Here is a 23,034-nt window from a genome sequence, read left to right on the forward strand (position 1 = left end):
CGAGGCGCGGGCGTACCCTGAGCGCAACCGCAAGCCTCATGCCTGAAGGAGAGGCCTGGCCGATGTTCCAACTGCTGATCGCCTTCGTGAGTCGCATGTACGCGTTCTTCCAGCGGACGATGCCGACGAACATGATCCTCCGCGCGACCCACACCCGGCGTGGGCTCAAGTGGGGAGTGCCCGCGATGCTCCTTGCGGCCGTGTACTTCGTCATCGCCGCGACGCTCGCCCAGTGGGTCGCCGGCGGAGCGCCGGGATGGATCAACCTCCTCGTGCTGATGTGCCTCTGGAACGCGCTCAAGTTCGTCGTGAACGGGCCGATCACACTCATTCGCTTGGTGCGAGTTCGGTCACTCGAGCGCCACTACCGCGCGGCAGGCCTCCCTGCGAGTGATTCGATGCCGATCGCCTGAGATCACGCCCTCCGCGACCGCGTCAGCCCGTGAAGGCAGTCTCAGTCGGCATGCCCTCATCGTTCATCTCAATGCACCGGCTCTACGGGCGCGGTGCGCCGCGCACGGCGACAAACGCCGTTGAATTCGCGTGCGCACGCGGGAGGACCGACTTGCGGGCGATTCGCTTTCCAAACCCGGCTCGCTCGAGTTGCCCAGCATGAAGAGGCCATGAAAAACGCGTGCCAACTCTTCGGGCATTGCTCAGCATGCTCTATGCGGATATGAAGGCGCGTCCCCTAACCTGGCTGAAGATCCGCATGTGCGTCGGATCTCGCCGATCAGGCCAGTCCTGACCTTCCTCAGCCGCTCCGCTGAACCCCTCTTCGCGCGCCGGAGGCCCGCTGTGCCAGTTCCTTTGATCGCTATTACAGTCGTGGGCACTCTCGTGCTTGGTGGCGGGGCTATTGCGACAGTCTCCGCCGTCAGCGAGGCCAACAACTCCGATGAGGCTGTTGTCACCCGAGTGATTGATGGCGACACCATCGACGTTCGGATGTACGGGGATGTGCACCGTGTACGACTCCTGAACATCGACTCGCCTGAAGACAACGCGGCCACCGGTGTCGCTGAGTGCATGGGGCCGGAGGCGACAGCTGCGCTCGCGAAACTGCTTCCCGAAGGCTCCGCTGTGACGCTGCGGTATGACTCGGAGCGCTATGACCGCTACGACCGGCTCCTTGCCGGCATCTTCGTCGACGGCGTGCTAATCAATGCTGAGATTGCGCGCGAGGGCCTCGCCGTGCCGCTGGTGGTCGGAAGTAACACGCGATTCATCGGAGACGTGGAGTCGGCGGTGACCGAGGCAATGACGAATCAAGCCGGCATCTTCGGCACTTCTCTGCCCTGCACCCTCGGTTCCGCCGTCGCGAGCTACCGCACGCAAGCAGACGCCGCCGTGGCCAGCACGGTGCCGAGCGACTCCGCAAGCATCGCGAATGTCATCGGTGCCACCACCGTCGCGCTCGCTGCGGCGGATGTGGCTAACGCAACCATTGACGCGATCGAGTGGGTGACACCAGATCTTCGCAAGCCCTACAAGACGCAGATCAACGATCTCAGGGGCGAGGTGGCAAAGGCGAAGACCGATCAAGAAGCCTCATACGCGTCCGCCGTCGCAGCCGAAAAGGCCGAAGCGGACCGCCTGGCTGCAGAGGAGGCCGCACGGGCCGCAGCCGAGAAGGCCGCCGCCGATCAGGCCGCGCGTGAGGCCGCCGAGCGCCAGAGCAGGAATAGCGGATCGTCCGGCGGCGGAGGAGGATCGTCCGGCGATGGGGGCGGAAGCACATACACCGGATGCCGAAACTACAACGGCTACGGAATGATCGACACCAAGGGTCGCCACTTCGAACCAATTCCCTGCCCCTGACCGAGGTCATCCGGCCGTACGGTCGCCCAACCCCGTCCGATTTGCCGCCCGTCCGCGCACGCCGACTCGATCGGCATCCGTATACGAGTTGAATGGCTCACCAAAGTGCTTGGCCCGACACGTGAGCATCAGAAGTAGAGATCCGCGCCGCAGCCAGCTCTCACTTGAAGTCGAGCCAACGCGATCGCGACAGGCGCCATGCCGCGCGCGGTGACCAGCCACAACTGTCGCGCCGCGGTTGCCGGGCAGATGCACGTAGCAGGCACATCCGAACGGCCCGCCGGGGTTCAGTCAGCGCGTCTGCGACGCGACCACAGGGCGTAGCGGCGGTATCAGCACTCAGCGTTGTAGTGAGACTCTGCCTCCGTCGCAAACAGAGCGGTGCACGGGCAGGAAGTTCCGGCTGACGCCGCCGTCGAGGCCATCTATCTAATGGACAGGTTCATCCGTTTCCTTGAAGGGGATCGCAATACTTCGCAGTCATCCAGCGCCCCGTAACCGACCAGCATTCGGTCGGGACGAACCGGCGTATCCTCTGGTTGTGTCAACCAAGACAGCGATCGAAAGTCGCCGACGCAGGTGGATTGAGAACGGCGTTGGGGAACTGGATCTCTGGTTCTTCCACGTCGGAACCCGAATACGTGAAGCGCGCCTGGCACTGGATCAAGGCGTGCGCAACCCGGTGGTGGAGGCGGAGATCGTCTTCAGTACGTGCGTGATCATCAACCGCCTAGCGCAGATAGACCTCCGCCGAGCGGATCACCTGAAGGAGGACAGCGAACTCATTGCTTGGCTGCAGGCGGCATCGGGCTGGCCGAAACACGTGGCGAAAGCATTTTGGAAGGCGATCCGCAACCCCACGATGCACCTCGGCTATGCCTGGGGACTGGCCGACCACAAGATACTCGTGGGGCAGGGAGAGGCACCTTTGAGAGCCTCTATCACCATCATTGAGGAGGCGCCTCGCGCCGAGATTTCTGGCGTGGGCTGGTATCAGATCGACTCGCCAGGGTTGGGAGGCGACGGCCCACTCTCCGGACCAACCCGGGACATCTTCTTCGACATCGACGGTGTCCTCGAGACCGTGACGCGGATTCGGGCGACGGTTGAAGATCGATTGAGAACTGCCACAGCTGAGGAGTTGGACGACTTGAGAGTCCTGAACCGGAAGGTGCCGTTCGTGTTCCGAAGCAGTGACTTTGCAGTCCCCGACGAAGCTTGACCATGTCCCGGTCGTCCAAAGGGACGAATCTCGACTTCGCGTGCCTTGGGAGAGACCCCTGAATCAATCGACATAGTTGACGGGCGCTATTGCCCGCTCACTCCGAGATCCGCGCGCTGAAGGACCATGTGCGGACATGACAGGTCAGCTTGGCTCTGAATGCTCCTCGGGCAATGGAGCACGGACGTAGCCGGCGAGTCGCTGCTCGACTGCGCCGTACCGCTCGAAGTTGCGCCGCGCCTCGATCAGGCTGGGCTTGTTTGCTCCACCCCAGTAGGACGGGTCGTTGTTCTGTACCCAGTCATTCTCCCAGAAACAGACGGGACATATCTCGTAGCTGCCATTTTCCGGATCGTCCAGCGTGAAGTACCCGCAGCAGTTGCACTTATACTTCATCGCTCCATAGTGAGGGCCGACGGCGTCGGGGGCAATTCAGCCTCGAGTGCGCCTCAGCGTGAGCAGTGCGGGGCCGACCCTCGTGCTTGCGCGAGCGAATGCTGCCACCTGCCCGTGGGAACATGGTCGAGTGATCGAGCCCACGCCGTACCAAGAGTTCCACAAGGACGGCAGCGTGCGGGGGCGCGGTCAGATGCTCGACGATGAGATGCATGGCTACTGGGAATGGTTCCGACTAGACGGGACCATCATGCGCAGCGGATCGTTCGAGCGCGGTCGCCGGGTCGGTGTCTGGACTACCTACGATCGCTCCGGTGCGCCGCACAAGGAAACGCAATTCGGCCAATAGTCGCTTCCCTGCCGTTCACTGAGCGACCGGCTCGCGGGCCGACGAGATTGACCAGCCCGTAGACAGGCTCGCTGGTCATGCGGTCTCGCTGGGCGTTAAGCCGCGTGCGAATATCGAGTGGTGCGCTCGGCGCGGCCATCGCCGAACGGTATCTGTGCTCGAGGACACCGGGGGTGCGGACACCCCGGGATCGCATGCATTGACCACCTGGTCTGCTCGGTAGGGTCGCGACATGGGGATTGTTGGGGAGCGCGCCCGGGTGCTGGTGACGGTCAAGGCGTCGCCGCAGCCTTCTGCGAAATACGGGGACACCGTGTGCGTCGCCGGGTTGCGGATCGATGAGTCGCCGCACCGATGGATTCGCTTGTACCCGGTGCCGTTCCGGTGGTTGAGCTCGAGCAGCCAGTTCAGCAAGTTCGACATCATCGACGTGACCGTGAAGCGACGAGTGCAAGACAGCAGGACCGAAAGCTTCGTCCCGGATACGCAGTCGATCGAGGTGGTGGAGCATCTGGACGGCTGGGAAGCTCGGGCGCCGTACATGAACCTGCTGCCAACGACGGCGACATGCCGGCTGATGAGTGAGGCGGAGCGGGATCATGCGGCCCCGTCGTTGGGGATGGTGCGGGTGGCGAGCCTAGAAGGGTACGCCCTAGAAGATCACCCGGGCTGGACCGCTGAGGAGGAAGCAAAGATCGCGAAGGCCATGATGAGCTCGGAGCTGGATCTGTTCGGAACGAGCGCTCCCCCGGCGACGAAGCTCAGAGCGCCGCGGCTCAAGCTCCGGTACCAGTACAAGTGCCAGGAGCCTGAGTGTCCGACTCATCAGGGGTTGAACCTGGACTGGGAGCTGACCGCACTGCAGAACCGGTATCACCGCGAATCACTCGATCACCTACGGGAGATCGTCAAGGATAAGTTCATCCGGCAGATGTTCGAGGATCGCCGGCAGACATCGTTCTTCATGGGGAACTTCGAGGCACCGTTCAAGCGGGCGAAGTTCAGTGTTCTCGGCACGTACTATCCGCCGTTGACAGTGGCGTCGAAGGTGCCGCTGTTCTGAGCGGCTACGCGCCGACGAGCTCGTCCATGCGGATGCGGATCGCGGCGAGGGCCTCTCGGCGATGGCAGTGGAGTTCCGAAGCTTCGAAGCACAACAGCGCGACCTTGTCGGTGATCGCCAGGTCTGCAAGCTCATCAATGGCCGTAGCTGCGTCGGGCCTGGTCAGGCTGTCGGTGTAGGTGTCACGGGCAGCGCGGCCGACGTCGGTGCGCCACTCCTCCGAGAAGCCGGCGCGGTTGTCACGGGCGTTCCCGAGCTCGGGTCGGTGCTGGTACGTGATCCCGGCTGCGTCGAGGGCCTCGGCGAGCGCACGCTTGGAGAAGCCCTTCTTGCGGGAGATGGCGTTTAGTCGGACGTCCACGAGGGTGGTCACCTCGAGGGCGGTCAGGTCCGCTACCAGCTGCTCGATGGTCTTGCCTTCGTAGCCGACGCCGGTGATGCCCCCGCTCTCAGTCCACATGCCGCCCAGCGTACCCGGCGCAGATGCGGGTCATCTGGATCCCGCGGTCGCCAGTCGCACGTCGGCCTGGTCGGCCGGACGCGCGCGTGCACTTTCCGTTCGGCGCGGTCAACGAAGCGACGAACTCCGGGGCGGCCGCTGAGCCACCCGCTGTCGAGCGCTTGTCGGCGTTTCTCGCAAGTGGTTGCGGCGTCGAGAAGCGGCTGAGTGACGAGATCACCGGACAGCTGTCGCGTGGCCCGCACACTCGGTCGCCGATCGCATGTTCGACCGGCTCGACGACACGCTGGGCGTGGGAACCAACGCTCGCTGAGACGGCATCGTCAGCCGTACGCGATGAAGCGCGCGGTCGTGCCGTGGAACGTGCTCGGGGTCTGGCCGGCCACGGCGGAGTGGCTTGCGGGGCCGGGCGGCGTCTCCGAGCCGTCGTCCGCGAGCGGGCGGTGGGTGTCACGGCGGGCCCCTCGCGGGCGCACGATCTCGCCTGCCGTTGGCGACAGCCGGGCGGTGATCGGCTTGAAGGACGGGATGGCTACCGGCTTGCGACTATGCCGCTTCAGCATGGCTCTGACATTCGATGCAGGCGGCCGCGGACGGCAGCACCTCGAGTCGCGCGGGCGCGATCTGGTTTCCACACCGGACGCAGCGTCCGTACGTGCCGGCAGAGATGCGGTTGAGCGCCGCGGTGATGTGGTCGACGGCTAGGCGGTGGGATGCCGTGGCCTGGTAGGCGACCGGGTCGACGCTCGGCGCAGCGAACGGCTGGAGTTCCTGAATCGCCAACAGCCGCTCGTCGAGCTGCTGCTCGAGTTCGCGCCGCAGTGCAGCGATCGGGTCGGTCTCGGGCGTCTCGATGGTCATGAATCCTCCTGGATAAACGAAAACGCGCCGCAGGTGCGACGCGATGGGGTGTCCGGTTCGACCGGTTCGACGGATCCAGTCTCACGGAGGCGCTGCGTCCCAGGTGAGCGGCGTGGAGATGCCAGCCGCGACGCTCTGCCGGGGCGGGAGTACCTCGTGGCGTGAGCCAGCGATGTCGACCACTGCCGTCACGACGGAGGCGTCGATGAAACGCTCCGTACGGTAGCGACAGGTGATCGCGGTCATGGCCATCACCATAGCCGGGTTGCAGAAAAAGGCAAGTCAGCGGATCTTTTTTGTGCGGGGAGGTCGCGAGTTGACTTTCCCTGGAAGGCGGCTAAGGTCGGGGGTTCACCCGCCAGCCAATCAGGGGAAGCGAGGCATCATGTCAGGCAGATCACCGCGAGCGCGCGACGCCAAGAAGGTGGCGCAGTCTTCGCCGAAGGAGAAGCGCGCCGAGAAGCGCGCGAGCGCGCAGTCCCGAGCGTTCATCAAGCCGCGCAAGGGCGCGTCCGGTTGACGAACGACGCGGGCTCCTCAGGGCGGGGAGCCCGCGGCACCCCCGCTCGATGTGCGTCAGCGGCGCTCGACGTCTCCTGAGCCCGTCACGTCGATTCCGGTCCTGGGTCTCCGAAGTAGGCGACCTCGCCGCGGCCCGACAGATTGACAGAGAGGCTGATTGACGCTCGCCGAGGTGGCGGGACTCGCCAACCCCGACAGGATCACGACCACATCCTCGGCGTCGAGCTGTTCGGCGCCGACACCGCCGCTGCTTCGAGGTCGACCGACAGCGCCGTCGCCAATGGACCACGAACGCCATACGGCCTGCAGGCCAGGGACCGCTATCGCGCATTGCGCGTTCGCGGATCCGCGAGGTGCGGGAGTCAGCTCCTTCTGAGGTCTTCTGCGAGCATCACGAGGATGCCGCTCGGGCCGCGCAGGTAGGTGAGCTTGTAGAGATCCCGGTAGGTCGCTACGGCACGCAAGGGGTAGCAGCCGTGCCGAGCGGCGACCTCGAGAGCCGCCTCGATGTCATCGACCGAGAACGACACGCGATGCATCCCGATCTCGTTGGGGCGCGTGGGTTCGGTGTCGATTGCAGGCGGGTGGATGTACTCGAAGAGTTCAAGCTGTCCGTCGCCCTCGGGTGTCTGCAGCAGCGCGATTTTCGCATGGTTGCCGTCGAGTCCGACCGCCGTATCCGCCCACTCCCCGCTCACCTCGTCTCGGCCCATGAGCGTCAAGCCGAGATCTGTGAAGAACGCGATCGCCGCCTCGAGATCCCGGACTGCGATTCCCACGTTCACCATCGAGATGCTCATGCGCCGCATTCTAAAGAGCACCCAGCGAACGTCGTCCGTCCTGCCCGGCGACCCACCGCTACCGCGCCTTGCCCGGATGGGGATCCCGCGACCTTGTCCTTGGACTGTGACGTCAACCTTCGAGTAGTGCGTTCCGATGGGACCGGCCGCTCGGGTGGGGCTAGTCGGGGTTGTTGTCGGTGTGCTCGGCGATGTGTGTCAGTTCGAGGATTCGCGCTTCGAGCGCGCGCAGGAGTGGTTCTCGTCGGGTGGTCTTGAGCAGCTCACTGATATAGGACTGCGCGAGACCTGTCGCGACGAGGCCGGCGTAGCCGCTGTCCTCGATTTCGACGACGAGGTCGCTGACGGCGTCTACGTCGTCGGCGACCATTGCGCGAAGGAGTCGTGCCGCGAGGCGTTCCGGTCCGGCCATGTCAGATCCTCCTGCCGTAGCTCTGAGGTCGGTCGCCGTGAGATGCGACGAGCGATCAAGGTTGAATACGACCGTTGCCCGCGCGATGGCCCGGTGTCGAGCGCCGCGCAGTGAGGGGTCTCTCCCGTCGAGCGAACGAGACCCCTCACGCGGGGTCCTCGCTGCGGAGGCAGCCACGATCGCGGCGAGTTCGCCTGCGATCCACACGAGTCGTCGATACGTCCCGGGTGCTCCGCTCTTCATCGGTGCGAGTACCGACGTCGCGGCGCTGGCGAGATCGGCTCCTCGGCGTGAGGCCGCTCGCGGGCACGGTCACGCGTCGATGCTGCGGTTCTCCTGCTGGACGATAGTGTCGCCGCTGGTGATGCCGATCTTGCGGGGCTTGGCGCGCTCGGCGATCGGGATGCGCAGGCGCAGCACCCCGGCGGTGTAATCGGCGTCGACGTGCTCGGTGTCGAGGGCGTCGCCCAGCACGAGCTGTCGGCTGAAGACACCCCAGGTGCGTTCGGCAGCGACGGAGTTCGCAGCATCCGGCATCCGGCTCAGTCGTTCGGCTCGGATGGTGAGGACGTTGCGTTCCACGTCGATGTCGAGCTTGTCCGGCTCGATGCCGGGCAGATCGAGTTCGACGACGAACTGGTCGCCCTCGCGCCACGCATCCAGCGGCATGCTCGACGGGCGGCTGACGGTTCCGAACACCTGCTGTGTGAGGCGGTCGAGGTCGCGGAACGGGTCGTGTTGCAGCAGCATTTCGGATCTCCTCCTGTTCACATCGATCGGATGCATCCGCTATCTATATCGAATGCAGTAGATTTTGTACCTCAACGTGGACAGCAATGCAAGTAGCATTCCCGTGAATCTCGGAGGTGGTAATGGAGTCAGGTCCCGAGACAGGCCGGACGCGGGGGGTTTACAGCATCGCGATCGCCGCGGAGCTGGTCGGCGTCGGCATCCAGACGTTACGGCTGTACGAATCCCGCGGACTGTTGGACCCCGCCCGCAGCGCGGGTGGGACGCGCCGGTACAGTGATGCCGACATCGACGTGCTCCGGCGCGTCGTCGCCCTCCTCGCGGAAGGCGTCAACCTCGCCGGAGCACGCCGGATCATTCAGCTCGAAGACGACAACCACGCCCTGCGCGCCACCCTCCGACTCACCCGCGGCATCGAGCACCAGTGACAGCACAGAAGGTATCTCCCGACGGGGAGGGCCCAATTTCCCGCGTGGCGAAGTTCGCAGATGCCGCGGATCTTGGGAGCAAGACCCACGCCTTTGAGGAGCTCGTGCGGGCGTGGATCTGCGCGAAGGACAGCCCGGCACAGTAAGGATCGCGTCAGCCGGTCGACATCCCAGATGCGCGACCCGGTCCCCTCAGCGGGCAGTGCCCGTATACGGATGGTGCTCGCACGTCACAGTCGCTCGGCGTAGCGTGATGTCCGTGGATCCGTTTGACGATGCGCAGCAGCCTCGGTGCCCGGAGTGCGGTACCGTCTTGCAGACCGCGAGACGTGGCTTCGCGTGCCGCGCATGCAACCTCGCGTTCGTCGACGCCATCGCCGTGGCGGAACACACCGACCCCATGCGTTGACGAGATCGGTCCTGACGACAGGTTCTCAGTGAGGTACCTTCATCGCGCGGCGCACGTAGAGGGATCCTCGCGAGCTGCCAGTCGGAGATGCCTACAGTCGGATTGAGTTCGGGCGCCGCGCGGCCCGTTGCCTTTCGAATCCGAGCGGCGCCGGTGGTGCCACGGGCTTCTGGGCGTCCTCGACGACCGGATTGAAGCGGCACAGCAGGGACACGTACCCGAAGAGGTGGTTGTACGTGAGCGCGTACCCCACGGCTTCGTCCCTGATGACACGGTCGGTGGGGCTCTGGGGGATCTCGTCGTAGACGTATCCGTTGTCCAGCGCGGCATCCCGCGTCTCGTCGCCGAAATCCCACTGAGAGAGATGCTGGATTGCCACCTCGACTCCGCTCTTGTCGATCATTTCGAGCACGGTGTCGGCGTCCTCGCCCTGGAAGAAGACGACGCTCATCCAGCGCCGCTCGGCGTTGGGCCCGGACTCATGAGGTGAGGCTGTTGCGGTGGTGCGATTGCTCATCGTGAGCTCCCTTCTCCACCTCTGAGGTAGGTGAGGGGTGCACGCTCCAGAGCGGGGATGCCGCGTCGGCATCGGGTGAATTACGCTTGATTGTGCGTGGATCAAACCGCAAGCTGTCAGGATTTCGGCAGGGGTGGCACGCAGATGGCACGGGGACCGCGCCGACGTAGATTTCCTGCATGATTCCGCGGGTCGCGACGAGAACTGGGACTTCTAGAAGTTCCGGACCACGCCGTCGCTCAGCGCTGCTCAAAGGCCCGGACCCGCAGGAATCCGCGGGTCCGGGCCTTTGTCGTTCCTTCCACGTCCGAGTGACGCAGGGGCCCCTCAGCCCTAGGGCAGTGGCCGAGGACGTGCCAGCGGCATGACGGCCGACATGAGCCAGCGCGGCATCCGGAACATGGGCTTGTCTTTGCCCAGCGCGTCGATGCCGGCCATCTCGGCTTCAGTCAGTTCGAAGTCGAACACGTCGATGTTCGCGGCGATGTGCGCGGGGTCGGTCGACTTCGGGATCGCTACGAACCCGCGCTGGACGTGCCAGCGCAGGATGACCTGCACAGCGGACTTGCCGTGAGCGGATGCCGCGACCACGACGGGCGGCTCGTTCAGGAGTTTCGCGGACCCGTGGCCGAGCGGGTACCAGGCCTCCGCGACGATCCCGTGCCGGCCGAGGTAGGGCAGCAGCTCCGGCTGCTGCCAGTGCGGGTGCAGCTCGACTTGATCCACGGTGGGGGTGATCCGAGCCTTCGGGAGCAGCTTCTCCAGATCGTCCACTCTGAAATTGCTCACCCCGATGGCCCGCACGGTGCCCGCGTCGACGGCCTCCTCCATCGCCCGCCAGGCGCCCAGCACATCGCCGACAGGCTGGTGCTGCAGCAGCAGGTCGATGTGCCCGCAATCGAGCCTCTCGAGCGACCCGGCGATGGCGGAGCGGGCCTTGTCGTAGCCATAGTCCGATGGCCACAGCTTCGTCGTGAGGAACACCTCCTCGCTCGGCACGCCCGACGCGCGGATGCCGCGTCCCACCGCCCTCTCGTTGCGATACGCGAACGCCGTGTCGACGAGCCGATACCCCGCCCCGAGCGCCGACGTCACGCTCGACTCGCACACGGCGGGATCCGACACGAGGTACACGCCGAGGCCGAGCTGCGGCATCCGGCGCCCATTCGAGAGCGTGAGGCTCGTCGTCATTTCAACATCCTTCCCGCGGCACCTGAGGTCACGGCGCGTAAGGCACAGGCTGCCACTGAGCGTCCGCGCACTCCGGCGCGTCACCGAGAACGCTCGCCGGGAACTGCGCCGCTGTGAGCACGTCGCAGGGAGGCGTGTCCTGGTGCGTGAGGAGGACCGACCACGCCCCGTCGCGCTCGATCCAGAGCAGCGCGGCCCCGCCCATCGGCGGATCGCAGCCCACGCCACCGCTGGCGAACCCTGCGAGGTGCAGCCTGCTCACCGTGATCACGCTGTCGCAGCCCGGCCCGTCGTTCTGCTGCTTCTGTGTCCAGATGAAGTCCTTGAAGTCTTGCGGCGCGCCCTCCAGCAACTCGAGGTCGGACTGCTCCTGCACCTCGACGGGCGGGTCGTAGATGATGAGGTCGCCCTCGGCGCGTGCACCTCGCGCGGGCAGCTCGGCGGGTGGCGCGCCGTCGGCGATGTACCCCTGCGTGACCATCCTGCCGTGGACGACGGCGATCCATGTCCACCCGACGCCGCTCGGGCAGCAATGCGCGTCCTGATCGGTGAGGTACGCGCCGGTGACGACGATCTGCCCATCCACGATCTCGAGGGCATCGACCACGAGTGCCGAACCGGACGCGGAGACCCCGAGGTCCGTGTTGTGCAGCAATCCGATGAGCTCGGGACCGTCGTCACCCACCGCGAAGATCGCGAAGGGAAGCGGCGGGAGCGCATTCGCGCCTTCCAGAAAGCAGGTGAGGCGCAGCACGGCGGCGGTGCCCTCCGCCAGCTCGCCGATGTCGGGCGGGAGCTGAGCGACGACGGAGTAGGTGTGGAACTCGTCGCCCACCAGCTCACCCTTGCCGTCGACCAACGTGATGTCGCCGGTGGCGTCCGGGTCGCACGACGAGGCGGGGACGGTGATCGCACGCCAGTCGTAGGCGGCGAGCGTGTCGGCGTCCGATGCCGGTGCGACGTCGGCGTCACCCGAAGCCGACACGGATGGGGACGGCGGCGGCCCGGCTGCCGAGGCGGTGCATCCTGTGACGGCGATCGCGACCGCCACGAGCAGTGCAGAAGACACTCGCCGAGACGCGGGCAACAGCCCCTCGTGTGCGTTCATTTCCGTAACCCCAGTGTCCCGGAACCAGAACCCCATCCATCGTCACGGTAGCCCCACAGCGTCAGCGGCGAAAGAGACCTGTCCTCGAAGGCCGTAGGCACCGGAGCCCGGTGGCCCCTAGGCTGGCCCCGATGCCCGTCCTCATCTCCCTGGTCTTCCTGGCGATCATGATCGCCGCGCTCGTCGACATCATCCGCCGCGATGAGGCACAGTTGCGATACCTCCCCAAGATGGGCTGGGTGATCGTCGTCATCCTGCTGCCCCTCATCGGGACGCTGCTCTGGTTCACTATCGGGCGGGTCTATCCGGAGGACCGGCCTCGTGGGGTGCGTGCGCCGCGACCGGCCGCCGCGGCTCCATCGCCGGCGATGCCGCGCGACACCCGCACCACGGAGCAGCAGCTCGCCGACCTCGAACGCGAGATCGAGGAGGACCGGCTGCGCGCGGAACTCGATCGTCGCCGCAGAGCGCGCGACGCCCGCGAATCGGGGGCGTAACGGGTCTCAGTCCCGCAGCGGCGCGGTCGATGAGCGGACCACCAGTGTCGTCGACAGCTCCGTGCGCGCGGCCGGGTGCCGGCCCGACCGCACGCGGACGATCGCCTCGACCGCGGCGCTGCCCATCTGGGCGAGCGGCTGCCGGATCGTCGTCAGCGGCGGATCGATCCACGACGAGTGGGGGAGGTCGTCGAAGCCGATCACCGACATGTCGTCGGGGATCCGCAGATCGCTCTCGCGGAGGGCGCGGATCGCGCCGAGCGCGGAGTCATCGCTCGCGGCGAAGATCGCGGTCGGGCGCGTCTGGCGGGTGAGGAGCAGCCGGGTCGCGTCGTACCCCTGATCGACGCCGTAATGAGTGCGGATGATCAGGTCGTCGTCGACCGGCATGCCCGCCTGTTGCAGAGCAGCCTGGAACCCTGCGAGACGGGCGATGCCGTTGTCTTGATCGAGGGGGCCGGTGATCGTCGCGATGTGCCGGTGTCCCAGCTCGAGCAGGTGCTGCGCGGCGTCGAAGGCCCCCTGGAAGTTCGTCGCGGCGATCGAGTACGTGCCTTCGGGCACCCGGTGCAGCGGATCGACGACCACCAGCGGGATGCCCGCCTCTGCGAGCTGCTGCCGCGCTTCGGGGCTCGGCACAGCGACGACGCTGAGCAGCCCGTCGGAGCCGCGTTCGAGGGCGTGCATCACCCAGTCGTCGCACTCCACAGGATCGGGTTCGACGGCGAGGACGAGGTCTTTGCCGTTCACCTTCGCGGCCTCGGCGGCGCCGCGGACGACAGCCTCCGACCACGCCTGATCGAGGTTCACGACGCGCATGTCGAGGAACCCCGTCGCCATCCGCGGCCGCATCCGGATCTCGTAGCCGTGTCGCTCCAGCACGGCGGCGACCCGGTCCCGCGTGGCCCGTGACACGTCCGGACGGGAATTGAGCACCTTCGACACCGTCGGGATGGAGACTCCTGCCTCGGTCGCGATCTGGGCGAGCTGGACTGCCATTCTTCCTCCGGATCAACTTTCCGAAAATGTTAGCGGAAACAGTAACGATCGCTCGCGCATTTCGCGGTGTCGTCTGGACGAGCGGCCGTCGATCGCTCTATAGTCTCACCCTGAGGCACGAAATTTCGAGCTTTCGTATCGAAATCACACAAGGGAGTGAGCATGCAAGGGATGCGAGTCACTGCGATCACGGCGATGGCGCTCGGCGCGGTCCTGGTCCTGGCGGGATGCGGGCGCAGCGCTGACGGCGCGGCCGAGGATTCGTCGGCCGCCCCGGCAGAGGAGGGCAAGGCATCGGGCGTCGTCGAGATCTGGACCGCCGGCGGCCACGCCGACAACCTGAAGAAGCTCACGGCGGACTGGGTCAAGGCGAACCCCGACGCGAGCGTGAAGATCACCGACGTGCCCTGGGACCAGGTCATCACCAAGGCCCAGACCGCGACGGCGGCCGGCAAGGGGCCGGACATCATCATGACGGGCGCCGACCAGACGGCGACAGTGATCGGGATGGGCGCGTTCGACAGCGTTCCGGACGGCGTCTACGACGCCGACGACTTCTACCCGGCCGCCGTCGACTCGGCCACCGGCGAGGACGGCCTGTACGCGATGCCGTGGTACGTCGAGACGCGCTTCCTGTTCTACCGCGCCGACATCGCGGCCGAGCTCGGTCTCTCGGCGCCCACGACCTGGGAAGAGACCGAGGCGATGGCCGCGGCGTTCAAGGCGCGCCCCGGCGGCACCTTCGGGCTGAGCCTGCCCAAGCCCACAGAACAGCCGGCGCAGGTCATCGTGCCGTTCGACGCACAGGCCGGCGGCGAGATGACCGACGGCGACGCGTGGACGATCGACACCCCCGAGTTCATCGAGGCCCTGGACTACTACGGCGGCTTCTTCCAGCGGGGCGAGGCGCCGCTCGGCGACAGCGACGCGACGTTCGAGAACGGCGGCACGCCGATGTTCATCTCGGGCCCCTGGATGCTCGACATCTACCAGGACGAGATCGACAAGGGCACCGCACCCGAGGGCTTCACGATGGACTCCGTCGGCTACACCGTCTCGCCCGAGGGCCCTGGCGGCAACAACGACCAGTACATGGGCGGCGGCAACCTCGGCGTCTTCTCGGCATCCGACAACAAGTCTGCGGCGTGGTCGCTGCTGTCGTGGCTGGGCGAGCAGGACCAGCAGGAGGCCTGGTACGACCTGCAGGGCGAGCTTCCGGCCAACGTCGCGGCCGGCCAGTACGCCCCGATCCAGGACAACCCCGTGACCAAGACCCTGACTGAGCAGCTGGCGAACACCGTCGCCACGCCGAACTACCCGGCATGGTCGCAGATCTCGGATCTCATCAGCAAGTACTCGGAGCAGGTGGCCCGAGGCGAGATCACGGGAGCCGACGCCGCGAAGGAGATCCAGTCGCAGGCCGACAAGATCGGCTTCGGGTGGTGACATCCGTCAGCGCGCGGCCGGGGAAGGTCTCTTCCCTGGCCGCGCAGCGGCGCCGCTCGGCCCTCATCGCGTGGGTCTTCGTCGCGCCGTTCGTCCTGACGTTCGGGGTCTTCGGACTGATCCCGCTCGTCAGCTCGCTCGCGATGTCGTTCACCGACCTGCGGGCACGCGACATCCGCAACCCGTTCAACGTCAACTTCGTGGGCTTCGACAACTTCGTCGCGGTGCTCACCGACCCGTCGTTCCAGCGCGCGCTGTTCAACACGCTGATGTTCGTCGTCGTGGGCGTCCCCGCCACGCTGTTCCTGGCGCTCGTGCTCGCGGTGCTCCTCAACTCGGTGAGCCGCAGGGTCGCCACGTTCTTCCGCGTGGGCTACTACACGCCGGTCATCACGACGATCGTCGCGGTGGCTGTCGTGTGGCGCATCATGTACCAGAACACGGGCGTCATCAACACGATCCTCGGCTGGGTCGGGATCACCGGGCCGAACTGGCTCAGCGATCCGAACACCGCCCTGCTCGCGATCACGATCATGGCGATCTGGCGCAACATCGGCGCCTCGATGGTGATCTTCCTCGCCGGCCTGCAGGGCATCCCCGCCGACGTCAACGAGGCCGCGTCGATCGACGGTGCGAACGCCGTGCAGAAGTTCTTCCGCATCACCATCCCGATGATGATGCCGACGATCCTGCTGAACACGATCCTGGTGACGACCGGCTACATGCAGTTCTTCGACGAGCCGTTCGTCATGACCAACGGCGGCCCGCTGGAGTCCACCACCTCGATCGCGCTGCAGGTCTACAACCAGTTCAAGTACGGCAACTACTCCGTCGGCGCCGCCGGCGCGTACGTGCTGTTCGCACTGGTCGGCATCCTCGCGCTCATCCAGTTCCGCTTCTTCCGCCAGAGGACCTGACATGACGACAACCCTCGAGAAGGTCGCCGTCGCGGCGGCCGAACCGTCGCCGGCCCGGCCGCCGCGCAAACCCATCCGGTGGGGCAACCTCGCGGTGCTGGTCGTCCTGTCGGTCGGCCTTGCCGCCACGGTCCTGCCGTTCGTCTGGATGGTGCTCGGCGCCTTCAAGACGAAGGCGGAGATCATGGCCCGCCCCGTCACGTGGTGGCCGCAGCATCCCACGCTCGACAACTTCCGCGCGTGGCTGTTCGAGTTCGACATCCTGCGCCCCTTCTTCAACTCGGTGTTCCTCGCCGCCGTGACGGTCGCCACGACGCTGCTGTTCTCGTCGATGGTCGGCTGGGCACTGGCGAAGATGAAGTTCCCCGGCAAGAACGTGATCATCGTCGTCGTGCTGGCGACGCTGTTCGTCCCCGGCATCGTGACCCTCATCCCGCAGTTCGTGCTGGTCGCGAACCTGGGCATGGTCAACACCTACTGGGGTCTCATCCTGCCGGGGATGGTCGGCGCGTTCGGCGTCTTCCTGATGCGGCAGTTCATGCTCGAGATCCCCGACTCGCTCCTGGATGCGGCGCGCATCGACGGTGCGGGGGAGTTCCGCACGTTCTTCCAGATCGTGCTGCCGCTGTGCAAGGCGCCGCTGGCGACCCTCGCGATCTTCACCTTCATGGGGTCGTGGAACAGCTTCCTGTGGCCGCTGATCATCTCGCAGGACGACTCGATGTACACGCTCCCGGTGTCGCTCGCGCTGTTCTCGGCCGAGGCCGGCGGACACGGGTCGGACTTCGGGCTGCAGATGGCGGGGTCGTTCCTCATCGTCATCCCGGTGCTCGTGCTGTTCATCGCGATGCAGCGCCACTTCATCCAGGGGATCGCGCTGACGGGGATCAAGTGACCCGGATCCCCGCCACCGACATCACATCGCCGACAGAAAGGAATCAGCATTCATGAGCAGTGTCATCGCCGCACCCGAGGGGTTCATCTGGGGAGCGGCCACCGCCGGTCACCAGATCGAGGGCGGCAACGTCAACACCGGACACTGGGAGAACGAGTACGCGCCGGGCACGCAGATCCCGGAGCCGTCCGGTGACGCCTGCGACTCGTACCACCGTTACCCGGAAGACATCGCCCTGCTGGCCGATGCCGGCCTGACGGCGTACCGCTTCTCGCTGGAGTGGTCGCGCATCGAGCCGGAGGAGGGGGTGGTCTCGCGCGCACAGCTCGCGCACTACCGGCGCATGATCGACACATGCCGCGACCACGGCGTGCAGCCGATCGTGACGCTCCACCACTTCACCTTCCCGCGCTGGTGGGACCACTCCGGCGGCTGGTACTCCGAGCAGAGCACCGACCGGTTCCGGCGCTTCACCGAGATCGCGGCCACGATCCTCGACGACGTGGACCTCGTCGTCACGATCAACGAGCCGAACATGATGGTGAATCAGACCGAGGCGCGGATCGACACCGAGCACGGCGTCAACTTCCCCGGTCCGTCCCCGTTCGTCGCTCGTGCGATCGCCGACGCGCACCACGCCTCGACCGAGGTGCTGCGCGGTGTCGGCGGCATCCGCTCGGGATGGACCGTCGCCAACCAGGTGTTCCAGGCGGTGCCCGGATGGGAGAAGCAGCGCGACGAGTGGCAGTACTGGCGCGAGGACTTCTTCCTCGAGCAGTCCCGCAAGGACGACTTCATCGGCGTGCAGTCGTACCTGCGGACCATCATCGGCCCGACCGACGACGAGCTCGGCTACGGACCGCAGGAGTGGCCAGAGGGCACCGAGCGCACCCTCACCGGCTGGGAGTACTACCCCGAGGCGCTGGGCCACGCGCTCCGTCACACCCGCGAGGTCACCGGCGGCGTTCCGATGATCGTCACCGAGAACGGCATGGCGACCACCGACGACGCTCGTCGCATCGACTACACCACGGGCGCCCTGGCGGGCATGGCCGCGGCGATGGCCGATGGCTGCGACGTGCGCGGGTACCTGCACTGGTCCCTGCTCGACAACTATGAGTGGGGATCGTTCCGGCCCACGTTCGGGCTCATCGCGGTCGATCGCCAGACGTTCGTCCGCACTCCGAAGCCGAGCCTCGGGTGGCTCGGCGACCTCGCCCAGCGGAACGTGATCCCCGCGGCCTGAGACGAGTGCGAGATAGAGATGGTGGATGCCGGGCGCCCGGCATCCACCATCTCTTCCTGTACGACGGCAGCCTCAGGGGTGCCAGCTCACGCGCTTCGGGCGCGGCGGGGCATAGGTGCGGATCTTGGAGGTCTGCAGCCCGAGCGAGACCAGCGACTCCGCGATCTTCACCGCGGCCTGCACCCCGTCGACGACGGGGACGCCGCACTGCTCGCGCACGCGCGGCTCGAGTTCGGCCATGCCGCCGCAGCCCAGCACGATGACCTCGGCGCGGTCCTCGGTGACGGCACGGCGCGACTCCTCGACGATCGCGGCGACGGCTCGCTCGGGGTCCGACTCGAGCTCGAGGACGCCGAGGCCGGACGAGCGGACCGAGGCGCACCTGTCGAACAGCCCGCCCAGGATCAGGCGGTCCTCGATGAGCGGCACCGCGCGATCGAGCGTCGTGATCACCGAGTAGGAACGGCCGAGGAACATCGCCGTCGATGCCGCCGCCTCCGTGATGTCGACGACCGGTACGTCCAGCAGCTCCTGAAGCCCCTCACGGCCGTGCTCGCCGTAGCCGGCCTGGATGACGGCGTCGAACGGCTCGGCGTACGAGCGCACGGCGTCCATCACGGCGACGGCGGCGAGGTAGCTCTCGACGTTGCCCTCGCACGACTCGGCGCCGAAGCGCGGCGTCAGACCGATGATCTCGGTGCCGGGTGAGGCGGCCCGGCGGGCGGCATCGGCGATGCCGTCCGTCATGGACGGCGTGGTGTTCACGTTGACGGTCAGGATGCGCATGCGCGGGTCCTCTCGGGTGGGGATCAGTGCTTGGTGGCCACGGCGATGTCCTCGCCGTCGGCGTCCACGAACGGGCGCCGGCGGTCCGCGAGCAGGAAGTACGCGATGGCGCCGAATCCTGCGCCGAAGAACCACGCGAAGTCCGCGAGCGACGACAGCGCCGGCAGGAACGCGACCAGCAGCGCCAGCCCGCCGGAGATCACGAGCGCCCACACCGCGCGCGGGTTGAAGCCGCGCCGGTAGAAGTAGTCGCCCGTCGCGTTCTCGCGGTACAGGTCGGGCACGTTGACCTTCTGCTTCCGGATGATCCAGTAGTCCACCATGATGATGCCGAAGAGCGGCCCGAGGAGGGCGCCCAGCCCGCCCAGGAAGTACACGATGACGACCGGCGAGTTGTAGAGGTTCCACGGCAGGATCACGAGGCCGATGACCGCCGAGATGAGCGCGGCCCGACGGAAGTTCAGGTGCTTGGGGAACAGGTTCGTGAGCGCGTAGGTGGGGGCGACGAAGTTGGCCATGAGGTTCACGGCGATCGTCAGCACGATGAGCGCGAGCGAGGCGAGCACCAGCAGTGCGGTGTTCGGGATCGCCGCCACGATGTCGGCGGGCGACTCGATGATGCGGCCGTCGATCTTGTACTGCGCGCCGGCGAGGGTCACGACGATCGCGCCGAACAGCAGCATGTTCGCCGGGATGCCCCAGAAGTTGCCGCGCACGATCGCCTTCTTGGATGTGGCGCCGCGCGTGAAGTCGCAGAAGTTGAGCACGAACGTGCCGTAGATCGCGATCCACAGGGCCGCACCGCCGAAGATGTGCGCCCACATCTCACCGCCTGTGAAGGCGTTCGCGGTCTCCCACGAGATCGTGAAGCCGGCCTCGGCGAGCATCCAGATCGCCAGCGCCAGGAAGGTCACGAGGATGATCGGTCCGGCGAAGGCCTCGTACTTGCGGATCATCTCCATGCCGTAGCTGACGATGATGACCTGCACGATCCACAGCGCGACGAACGTGATCCAGCCGAGCGTCGACAGACCCAGGATGCTGTCCTCGTCGAGCGGCTGCAGGCCCGGGAAGACGGCGATCAGCGCGACGCGCAGCACGAGCGACGCGAGAAAGGTCTGCACGCCGAACCAGGCGATCGCGACGCCGCCGCGGATGAGCGCGGGGATCTGGGCGCCGTAGATGCCGAACGAGATGCGGCTCATGACGGGGAAGGGCACCCCCGTCTTCTCGCCCATGAAGCCCGAGAGCGTCAGCAGCAGGAAGAGGAACACCGCGCCGATCGCGAGGGCCGCGAGCAACTGCCACCCGCCGAGGCCGAGCGCGAACAGCCCGATCGCGAAGGCGTAGTTGCCGAGGCTGTGCACGTCGTTGGCCCACAGTGTGAAGATGCTGTACGCGCTCCAGCTGCGACCGGCACGCTTGCTGGGGGCGAGGTCGCGGTTGTACAGGCGGGGGCTCGTCGATTCGGGGATCTCGTGGACCGTTCCGGTCATCGAGATCGCGGTGTGAGCGACGTGCTCTTTCGTGAGCTGTTCCGACACGTGGTTCTCCATCGATTCCGCGCGACGGCGATGTCGCGGCGCCCGACAAGTGTAAGAACGAAGCGTGATATTCCACAAGGAAGAAATCATTATCCACATCGTGGAAATGAAACGGAATCGACGGAGTCGCGTAATAACCGCGGCTCCCCATCGTCTCTAGGGCGGGGGAGAGTGCCGGAGCCCCGGTCCGGCGCCCCGGCCGCGAGTCCCGAGCTTGTGGCTACCGGGGGAGCCGGCATCTCGCGTCGGCCCCCCGGTCAACCTTCAGCGCCGCGTCGACGCGGTGACGGTGAACTTCGCGTTGCGGGCGATCTGCCGCGTCGGGCCGACCAGGCGCTCCAGCGTCGGCCGGTACTGCAGGCCCGAGTTCCACACCGTCCACAGCTCGCCGCCGGACCGCAGCACGCGTGCGGCCTCCGCGAACATGCGCGGTGCGATCCCCTGGTGCACGGCAGCGCCCGAGTGGAACGGCGGGTTGAGCGCGATGAACGCCGCGGATCCGTCGGGCTGCGCACCGAGCATGTCGTCGCGGACGACGTCGACACGATCGCCGACCTCGTTGGCCGTCGCGGTGGCGCGCGCCGAGGCGACGGCGACCGCTGACTGGTCGCACGCGATCACGTCGCGCGAGGGATGCCGCAGCGCCAGCGTCGTCGCGATGACCCCGGTTCCGCACGCGAGGTCGATCACGGCTCCGCCGGTGGGGAGAGCAGCCGGCAGGTGCTCGAGGAGCAGTCTCGTGCCGATGTCGACCGCGGCGCCGGCGAACGCTCCGCCGTATGCGCACACCAACAGGCCGTCATCGGTCGCGCACGCGGGAACCGGATCGTGACCTGGTCCCGGTTCGCGCGCGATCAGCACGCGGGACTTCTGCCGTGCGTGCGACACGTCCAGCCGGGCGAAGTCCCCGCGGAGCACGTCGTTCATCGCCAGCGTCATGTGCTTGACGCGACCGCCTGCGAACACCACGACGTCGCGGGCGGCATGTGCGGCGATGAGCCCGGCGATCTCGCGGAGCGCGTCGAGCGAGCGGGGGAGTCGCAGCAGCACGATCTCGGCGCCGTCGACGAGTCCCGCGTCCAGGGGCAGCGACATGAAGGCGTCGGCGATCCCGAGCCTGTCGGCGTTGGCGTGGAGCGCGCGCTCGCCGGTGAGCGGATCCTGATGCACGCGGATGCCGCGGGCCCCGGAGGCCGCGGCGCCCAGCGTGAGTGCGCCGTACGCGTCGCCGATCACGACCAGTCCTCCGTCGGGTACGACGGCGCGCGCGGCGGCCGACTCGTCGAGGATCAGCCGGTCGGCGGCATCCACCGCGACGAGATCCGGCGCCTCGACATCGGGCCAGCGCCGCAGGCTCTCGAACAGGGACGTCACCGTCCCACGGTAGCGGGGCTAGCATGAAGCGCGTGTCGTCCGAGCGCCCCTTCAGTCCAGTCATCTCGCTCCTGACCGTGGCGAGCGTGTGGGACGCCCACCTCGGCGCCCAGTTGAAGGACCTCGGGCTCACCACGCGCAAGTACGGTCTGCTGGCGCACATCCGCTCTACACCGGGCATCTCGTTCAGCGAGCTTGCGCGGCGATCGCAGGTCACGGTGCAGTCGGCGCACACTGCCGTGCAGTCCCTCGTGGCCGACGGGCTCGTCGCCGACGCGACGGCGCACGCCGGTGCGGCGTCCGACCTCCGGGTGACCGATCGCGGAGGAGAGGTGCTGCGCGCCGCCGAGCAGCGGCTCGCCGCGCTCGACGCCGGCCTCGCGTCGGGGGCGCCGGAGCTGGCCGCGGCGCTCAAGGGTCTGCACGAGGAGCCGTTCGGGCTCGATCACGGCTGAGCCGCGCCCCCGTTCGGCGAACCTTCAGCAAGCCTGAAAGTGTTTCAGTTAGGCTGAAGGTGTGTTCCGCAATCCCCACTCCCTCTTCCGGGCGCTCGCGATCGCCGAGGCGATCTCGTGGACGCTCCTCATCGCCGGGCTGATCATCCGCGCCACGACCGGCTGGGCGCTCGGCGTCACCATCGGCGGCGGCATCCACGGGTTCATCTTCCTGTCGTACGGGGCCACCGCCATCCTCGTCGCCCTCAACAACCGCTGGCGGGTCTGGCCGGCCGTCGTCGCGCTCGCGAGCGCCATCGTGCCGTACGCCACGATCCCCGTCGAGATCTGGCTGCAGCGCACGGGGCGCCTGGTGGGCTCCTGGCGTCTCGATGCCACCGACGACCCGCGCGACCGCCGCTGGTACGACAGCCTCATGCGCTGGTTCCTGCGCCGCCCGTGGGTGCTCGGCGCGCTCATCGCGCTCGCCGTCGTGGCGCTGTTCGCGGTGCTGCTGATCATCGGCCCGCCAGGCGGTCGGGACTGACGAGCGACTTCGGAGGCCGGCATCCCCTCGCGACGGGAGG

Annotated in this window: 29 protein-coding genes; 14 read left to right on the forward strand and 15 right to left on the reverse strand. The window is 66.9% G+C overall.

Annotated elements, in window-relative coordinates; genetic code table 11:
• Positions 1–62: 62 nt before the first annotated feature.
• From ABEA46_RS03090 to ABEA46_RS03100, 3 genes are all read left to right on the forward strand, one after another.
• Positions 63–413, forward strand: coding sequence for a sulfate permease (locus tag ABEA46_RS03090; protein ID WP_345542886.1), 351 nt, complete (start codon positions 63–65; stop codon positions 411–413).
• Between the two features lie 415 nt (positions 414–828).
• Entirely contained in the window at positions 829–1,821 is a 993-nt protein-coding gene (locus ABEA46_RS03095) for a thermonuclease family protein (protein ID WP_345542887.1), read from the forward strand.
• Between the two features lie 541 nt (positions 1,822–2,362).
• Positions 2,363–3,043 (forward strand): hypothetical protein, encoded by a 681-nt coding sequence (locus ABEA46_RS03100; protein ID WP_345542888.1) that lies wholly within the window; start codon positions 2,363–2,365, stop codon positions 3,041–3,043.
• 144 nt (positions 3,044–3,187) lie between these two features.
• On the opposite strand, the gene ABEA46_RS03105 is transcribed toward ABEA46_RS03100, so the two are convergent.
• A complete protein-coding gene (locus ABEA46_RS03105) occupies positions 3,188–3,439 on the reverse strand; it encodes a CPCC family cysteine-rich protein (RefSeq protein ID WP_345542889.1) in 252 nt (83 codons plus the stop codon).
• A gap of 130 nt (positions 3,440–3,569) precedes the next feature.
• Between ABEA46_RS03105 and ABEA46_RS03110 the strand changes: the two genes are divergently transcribed.
• Entirely contained in the window at positions 3,570–3,788 is a 219-nt protein-coding gene (locus tag ABEA46_RS03110) for a toxin-antitoxin system YwqK family antitoxin (protein WP_345542890.1), read from the forward strand.
• A gap of 232 nt (positions 3,789–4,020) precedes the next feature.
• Complete coding sequence (locus ABEA46_RS03115; protein ID WP_345542891.1) at positions 4,021–4,851, forward strand: hypothetical protein; 831 nt, start codon at positions 4,021–4,023, stop codon at positions 4,849–4,851.
• Between the two features lie 4 nt (positions 4,852–4,855).
• On the opposite strand, the gene ABEA46_RS03120 is transcribed toward ABEA46_RS03115, so the two are convergent.
• The 4 genes from ABEA46_RS03120 to ABEA46_RS03135 form a co-directional block, all read right to left on the reverse strand.
• The gene (locus ABEA46_RS03120; RefSeq protein WP_345542892.1) at positions 4,856–5,311 is read right to left on the reverse strand and encodes a DUF488 domain-containing protein; all 456 of its coding nucleotides are present in this window, start codon (positions 5,309–5,311) and stop codon (positions 4,856–4,858) included.
• Between the two features lie 323 nt (positions 5,312–5,634).
• Positions 5,635–5,874 carry a hypothetical protein gene (locus tag ABEA46_RS03125; protein WP_345542893.1) on the reverse strand — a complete coding sequence of 80 codons (240 nt, stop codon included), beginning with the start codon at positions 5,872–5,874 and terminating at the stop codon, positions 5,635–5,637.
• Positions 5,858–6,172 (reverse strand): TraR/DksA family transcriptional regulator, encoded by a 315-nt coding sequence (locus ABEA46_RS03130; protein ID WP_345542894.1) that lies wholly within the window; start codon positions 6,170–6,172, stop codon positions 5,858–5,860. The genes ABEA46_RS03125 and ABEA46_RS03130 overlap by 17 nt, the downstream gene beginning before the upstream one ends.
• A gap of 81 nt (positions 6,173–6,253) precedes the next feature.
• On the reverse strand, positions 6,254–6,418 hold the full coding sequence (locus ABEA46_RS03135) for a hypothetical protein (RefSeq protein ID WP_345542895.1): 165 nt from the start codon (positions 6,416–6,418) through the stop codon (positions 6,254–6,256).
• A 139-nt stretch (positions 6,419–6,557) separates the two neighbouring features.
• On the opposite strand from ABEA46_RS03135, the gene ABEA46_RS03140 reads away from it, so the two are divergent.
• Positions 6,558–6,692 carry a hypothetical protein gene (locus tag ABEA46_RS03140; protein ID WP_345542896.1) on the forward strand — a complete coding sequence of 45 codons (135 nt, stop codon included), beginning with the start codon at positions 6,558–6,560 and terminating at the stop codon, positions 6,690–6,692.
• A 364-nt stretch (positions 6,693–7,056) separates the two neighbouring features.
• On the opposite strand, the gene ABEA46_RS03145 is transcribed toward ABEA46_RS03140, so the two are convergent.
• The 3 genes from ABEA46_RS03145 to ABEA46_RS03155 form a co-directional block, all read right to left on the reverse strand.
• On the reverse strand, positions 7,057–7,494 hold the full coding sequence (locus ABEA46_RS03145) for a VOC family protein (RefSeq protein ID WP_345542897.1): 438 nt from the start codon (positions 7,492–7,494) through the stop codon (positions 7,057–7,059).
• A gap of 160 nt (positions 7,495–7,654) precedes the next feature.
• Positions 7,655–7,906: a hypothetical protein gene (locus ABEA46_RS03150; RefSeq protein ID WP_345542898.1), complete on the reverse strand. Its 252-nt coding sequence runs from the start codon at positions 7,904–7,906 to the stop codon at positions 7,655–7,657.
• Between the two features lie 312 nt (positions 7,907–8,218).
• Complete coding sequence (locus ABEA46_RS03155) at positions 8,219–8,656, reverse strand: Hsp20/alpha crystallin family protein (protein WP_263797833.1); 438 nt, start codon at positions 8,654–8,656, stop codon at positions 8,219–8,221.
• A 122-nt stretch (positions 8,657–8,778) separates the two neighbouring features.
• Here ABEA46_RS03155 and ABEA46_RS03160 point away from each other — a divergent pair, with 122 nt between their 5' ends.
• On the forward strand, positions 8,779–9,084 hold the full coding sequence (locus tag ABEA46_RS03160) for a MerR family transcriptional regulator (protein ID WP_345542899.1): 306 nt from the start codon (positions 8,779–8,781) through the stop codon (positions 9,082–9,084).
• A gap of 500 nt (positions 9,085–9,584) precedes the next feature.
• Here ABEA46_RS03160 and ABEA46_RS03165 read toward each other — a convergent pair whose 3' ends face one another.
• The 3 genes from ABEA46_RS03165 to ABEA46_RS03175 form a co-directional block, all read right to left on the reverse strand.
• Positions 9,585–10,010 carry a hypothetical protein gene (locus ABEA46_RS03165; RefSeq protein WP_345542901.1) on the reverse strand — a complete coding sequence of 142 codons (426 nt, stop codon included), beginning with the start codon at positions 10,008–10,010 and terminating at the stop codon, positions 9,585–9,587.
• A 333-nt stretch (positions 10,011–10,343) separates the two neighbouring features.
• Entirely contained in the window at positions 10,344–11,201 is an 858-nt protein-coding gene (locus ABEA46_RS03170; RefSeq protein ID WP_345542902.1) for an aldo/keto reductase, read from the reverse strand.
• A 28-nt stretch (positions 11,202–11,229) separates the two neighbouring features.
• Positions 11,230–12,270 (reverse strand): hypothetical protein, encoded by a 1,041-nt coding sequence (locus tag ABEA46_RS03175; protein WP_345542903.1) that lies wholly within the window; start codon positions 12,268–12,270, stop codon positions 11,230–11,232.
• A gap of 170 nt (positions 12,271–12,440) precedes the next feature.
• On the opposite strand from ABEA46_RS03175, the gene ABEA46_RS03180 reads away from it, so the two are divergent.
• On the forward strand, positions 12,441–12,806 hold the full coding sequence (locus tag ABEA46_RS03180; RefSeq protein ID WP_345542904.1) for a PLD nuclease N-terminal domain-containing protein: 366 nt from the start codon (positions 12,441–12,443) through the stop codon (positions 12,804–12,806).
• Positions 12,807–12,812: 6 nt separating this feature from the next.
• Here ABEA46_RS03180 and ABEA46_RS03185 read toward each other — a convergent pair whose 3' ends face one another.
• On the reverse strand, positions 12,813–13,805 hold the full coding sequence (locus ABEA46_RS03185; protein WP_345542905.1) for a LacI family DNA-binding transcriptional regulator: 993 nt from the start codon (positions 13,803–13,805) through the stop codon (positions 12,813–12,815).
• A gap of 171 nt (positions 13,806–13,976) precedes the next feature.
• On the opposite strand from ABEA46_RS03185, the gene ABEA46_RS03190 reads away from it, so the two are divergent.
• Genes ABEA46_RS03190 through ABEA46_RS03205 form a run of 4 tightly spaced genes read left to right on the forward strand, consistent with a single transcriptional unit; the run spans position 13,977 to position 18,309 of the window.
• Positions 13,977–15,251, forward strand: coding sequence for an extracellular solute-binding protein (locus ABEA46_RS03190; RefSeq protein ID WP_345542906.1), 1,275 nt, complete (start codon positions 13,977–13,979; stop codon positions 15,249–15,251).
• Positions 15,248–16,168, forward strand: a complete 921-nt coding sequence (locus ABEA46_RS03195; RefSeq protein WP_345542907.1) for a carbohydrate ABC transporter permease — start codon at positions 15,248–15,250, stop codon at positions 16,166–16,168. The genes ABEA46_RS03190 and ABEA46_RS03195 overlap by 4 nt, the downstream gene beginning before the upstream one ends.
• A 1-nt stretch (position 16,169) precedes the next feature.
• Positions 16,170–17,063: a carbohydrate ABC transporter permease gene (locus ABEA46_RS03200; protein ID WP_345542908.1), complete on the forward strand. Its 894-nt coding sequence runs from the start codon at positions 16,170–16,172 to the stop codon at positions 17,061–17,063.
• 52 nt (positions 17,064–17,115) lie between these two features.
• Positions 17,116–18,309 (forward strand): glycoside hydrolase family 1 protein, encoded by a 1,194-nt coding sequence (locus ABEA46_RS03205; RefSeq protein ID WP_345542909.1) that lies wholly within the window; start codon positions 17,116–17,118, stop codon positions 18,307–18,309.
• Positions 18,310–18,381: 72 nt separating this feature from the next.
• On the opposite strand, the gene ABEA46_RS03210 is transcribed toward ABEA46_RS03205, so the two are convergent.
• The 3 genes from ABEA46_RS03210 to ABEA46_RS03220 all read right to left on the reverse strand — a co-directional run bounded on the left by ABEA46_RS03210 (position 18,382) and on the right by ABEA46_RS03220 (position 22,013).
• The gene (locus tag ABEA46_RS03210; RefSeq protein WP_345542910.1) at positions 18,382–19,095 is read right to left on the reverse strand and encodes an aspartate/glutamate racemase family protein; all 714 of its coding nucleotides are present in this window, start codon (positions 19,093–19,095) and stop codon (positions 18,382–18,384) included.
• A gap of 23 nt (positions 19,096–19,118) precedes the next feature.
• Entirely contained in the window at positions 19,119–20,591 is a 1,473-nt protein-coding gene (locus ABEA46_RS03215) for an NCS1 family nucleobase:cation symporter-1 (protein ID WP_345543110.1), read from the reverse strand.
• Positions 20,592–20,903: 312 nt separating this feature from the next.
• Positions 20,904–22,013: a class I SAM-dependent methyltransferase gene (locus ABEA46_RS03220; RefSeq protein ID WP_345542911.1), complete on the reverse strand. Its 1,110-nt coding sequence runs from the start codon at positions 22,011–22,013 to the stop codon at positions 20,904–20,906.
• A gap of 23 nt (positions 22,014–22,036) precedes the next feature.
• Here ABEA46_RS03220 and ABEA46_RS03225 point away from each other — a divergent pair, with 23 nt between their 5' ends.
• Together ABEA46_RS03225 and ABEA46_RS03230 are read left to right on the forward strand one after the other, a co-directional pair.
• Positions 22,037–22,468 carry a MarR family winged helix-turn-helix transcriptional regulator gene (locus ABEA46_RS03225; protein WP_345542912.1) on the forward strand — a complete coding sequence of 144 codons (432 nt, stop codon included), beginning with the start codon at positions 22,037–22,039 and terminating at the stop codon, positions 22,466–22,468.
• A gap of 61 nt (positions 22,469–22,529) precedes the next feature.
• Positions 22,530–22,994 carry a DUF3817 domain-containing protein gene (locus ABEA46_RS03230; RefSeq protein WP_345542913.1) on the forward strand — a complete coding sequence of 155 codons (465 nt, stop codon included), beginning with the start codon at positions 22,530–22,532 and terminating at the stop codon, positions 22,992–22,994.
• Positions 22,995–23,034 lie beyond the last annotated feature (40 nt).

Origin of the sequence: Microbacterium jejuense (assembly GCF_039544225.1) — a bacterium.
Lineage (GTDB): Bacteria > Actinomycetota > Actinomycetes > Actinomycetales > Microbacteriaceae > Microbacterium > Microbacterium jejuense.

Bases quoted from the DNA above. Each gene is read 5' to 3' on its own strand.
- ABEA46_RS03225 (WP_345542912.1), top strand. From the start codon at position 22,037: ATGAAGCGCGTGTCGTCCGAGCGCCCCTTCAGTCCAGTCATCTCGCTC.
- ABEA46_RS03185 (WP_345542905.1), bottom strand. From the start codon at position 13,805: ATGGCAGTCCAGCTCGCCCAGATCGCGACCGAGGCAGGAGTCTCCATC.
- ABEA46_RS03210 (WP_345542910.1), bottom strand. From the start codon at position 19,095: ATGCGCATCCTGACCGTCAACGTGAACACCACGCCGTCCATGACGGAC.
- ABEA46_RS03165 (WP_345542901.1), bottom strand. From the start codon at position 10,010: ATGAGCAATCGCACCACCGCAACAGCCTCACCTCATGAGTCCGGGCCC.
- ABEA46_RS03090 (WP_345542886.1), top strand. From the start codon at position 63: ATGTTCCAACTGCTGATCGCCTTCGTGAGTCGCATGTACGCGTTCTTC.
- ABEA46_RS03190 (WP_345542906.1), top strand. From the start codon at position 13,977: ATGCGAGTCACTGCGATCACGGCGATGGCGCTCGGCGCGGTCCTGGTC.
- ABEA46_RS03145 (WP_345542897.1), bottom strand. From the start codon at position 7,494: ATGAGCATCTCGATGGTGAACGTGGGAATCGCAGTCCGGGATCTCGAG.
- ABEA46_RS03140 (WP_345542896.1), top strand. From the start codon at position 6,558: ATGTCAGGCAGATCACCGCGAGCGCGCGACGCCAAGAAGGTGGCGCAG.
- ABEA46_RS03180 (WP_345542904.1), top strand. From the start codon at position 12,441: ATGCCCGTCCTCATCTCCCTGGTCTTCCTGGCGATCATGATCGCCGCG.
- ABEA46_RS03205 (WP_345542909.1), top strand. From the start codon at position 17,116: ATGAGCAGTGTCATCGCCGCACCCGAGGGGTTCATCTGGGGAGCGGCC.
- ABEA46_RS03170 (WP_345542902.1), bottom strand. From the start codon at position 11,201: ATGACGACGAGCCTCACGCTCTCGAATGGGCGCCGGATGCCGCAGCTC.
- ABEA46_RS03120 (WP_345542892.1), bottom strand. From the start codon at position 5,311: ATGTGGACTGAGAGCGGGGGCATCACCGGCGTCGGCTACGAAGGCAAG.
- ABEA46_RS03125 (WP_345542893.1), bottom strand. From the start codon at position 5,874: ATGCTGAAGCGGCATAGTCGCAAGCCGGTAGCCATCCCGTCCTTCAAG.
- ABEA46_RS03155 (WP_263797833.1), bottom strand. From the start codon at position 8,656: ATGCTGCTGCAACACGACCCGTTCCGCGACCTCGACCGCCTCACACAG.
- ABEA46_RS03130 (WP_345542894.1), bottom strand. From the start codon at position 6,172: ATGACCATCGAGACGCCCGAGACCGACCCGATCGCTGCACTGCGGCGC.
- ABEA46_RS03160 (WP_345542899.1), top strand. From the start codon at position 8,779: ATGGAGTCAGGTCCCGAGACAGGCCGGACGCGGGGGGTTTACAGCATC.
- ABEA46_RS03115 (WP_345542891.1), top strand. From the start codon at position 4,021: ATGGGGATTGTTGGGGAGCGCGCCCGGGTGCTGGTGACGGTCAAGGCG.
- ABEA46_RS03105 (WP_345542889.1), bottom strand. From the start codon at position 3,439: ATGAAGTATAAGTGCAACTGCTGCGGGTACTTCACGCTGGACGATCCG.
- ABEA46_RS03215 (WP_345543110.1), bottom strand. From the start codon at position 20,591: ATGACCGGAACGGTCCACGAGATCCCCGAATCGACGAGCCCCCGCCTG.
- ABEA46_RS03150 (WP_345542898.1), bottom strand. From the start codon at position 7,906: ATGGCCGGACCGGAACGCCTCGCGGCACGACTCCTTCGCGCAATGGTC.
- ABEA46_RS03200 (WP_345542908.1), top strand. From the start codon at position 16,170: ATGACGACAACCCTCGAGAAGGTCGCCGTCGCGGCGGCCGAACCGTCG.
- ABEA46_RS03135 (WP_345542895.1), bottom strand. From the start codon at position 6,418: ATGACCGCGATCACCTGTCGCTACCGTACGGAGCGTTTCATCGACGCC.